This is a genomic window from Streptomyces sp. NPDC048182 (genome assembly GCF_043202555.1).
Classification (GTDB): domain Bacteria; phylum Actinomycetota; class Actinomycetes; order Streptomycetales; family Streptomycetaceae; genus Streptomyces.
In genome coordinates, this window is record NZ_JBIDAQ010000035.1 from 1 (window position 1) to 1,410 (window position 1,410).

1 protein-coding gene is annotated in these 1,410 nt (G+C 67.4%); it reads right to left on the reverse strand.

What is annotated here, in order from left to right; translation table 11 throughout:
• Positions 1-192: 192 nt before the first annotated feature.
• A complete protein-coding gene (locus ACGFZL_RS32055; protein ID WP_393697114.1) occupies positions 193-1,353 on the reverse strand; it encodes an IS701 family transposase in 1,161 nt (386 codons plus the stop codon).
• Between the last annotated feature and the right edge of the window lie 57 nt (positions 1,354-1,410).

Here is a 1,410-nt window from a genome sequence, read left to right on the forward strand (position 1 = left end):
CCTAGTACTGCAACGGTCTTTTTCGTGATGGTTTATCGGCTTCTGGTGGTGTGTGGCCGCGTCGTTTGTAGTGGCTGATCCGGGCTTGGTGCTGTCTTCGGCGGCGCCAGTGGGACCAGTGCAGGATGTGGTCGAGCGAGGCAGGTCGGCGGTGGGTGAGGCGGTGGATCAGACGTCTGAGTTCGGGAAGGCTCAGCGGGACGAGGCCGGAGGATCCGTTTCTGCTTTCCCGGTGTCGAGCTCGCGGGCCCGCAGGACGGTCAGGCAGGCGTGGGCGGCCATGGCCAGGGTGATGTGCCGGTGCCAGCCGGGATAGCGTCGGACCTGGTAGTCGTCCAGGCCGCACTCCTGCTTCGCGGTCTGGAAGCACTCCTCGACCGCCCACCGGCTGCCGGCAACATGGATCAGCTGGTCGAGCGTGGTCTCGGCGGGGCAGTAGGCGATGTAGTAGGAGATCTCCTCGGGCCGACGGACACTGCGGCGGGCGATCACCCAGTGCCGGCGGTCCTCCCGGTGCCAGGGACGGACCTCGACCCGTGCCCAGTCGAACACCCGGGGCCCGTGCGACCCGTTGCCGCAGGACCGGCGCTTCCACTTCTGCCGGGGCAGATCATGGAACAGGTCGTGGACAGGGTGGTCGAGGGCCCAGCGGGTGACGACGGTGTCGTGCCGGGTGGTGGCCATGACATGGAAGACATCGGCCCGCTCGAGCTCGGTCCGCCAGCTCTTGGAGTAGCCGTAGCCGGCGTCCGCACTCACCCAGCCGAACGGGATCTTCTCCTCGATCGCCCGGCGGACCATCGCCCGGGCCATCGCGACCTTCGTCTCGAAGACGACCCCGTCGCCGATGCCGGCCCGACGACACCTTTCCCGGTCGTCGGTCCAGGATGCCGGCAGGTAGAGGCGCCGGTCGATCAAGGTGCGGCCGCGGCCGGCGGCATAGGCGAGGAACACGCCGACCTGGCAGTTCTCCGTCCGTCCGGCCGTGCCGGAGTACTGCCGCTGGACCCCGGCCGACCGTGTCCCCTTCTTCAGGAAGCCGGTGTCGTCGACGATCAGCACCGCCTCCCGGTCGCCGAGTTGCTCGACGACGTACTCGCGCACGTCGTCCAGGACCTCGTCCGCATCCCAGTCGATCCGGTTCAACAACCGGTGGATCCGGTCCGGACCCGCATGTCCGGCCTCTTCGGCAAGCGTCCAGCCGTTCTTCCGCTCCAGCGGAGCGATCAGCCCCCGCATATACGCGAGCGCCGACTCGCGCGGCTCCGACCTGGCAAAACGGTGAACGAACCGCTCATGAAGAGCCCTCAGTTCACCCGCCCACGACCGGGCATCAGACAGTTCCCCACCCATGACCAGACCAACGAACCACCTGCCCAACCGTCACGACAAAGACCGTTGCAGTACTAG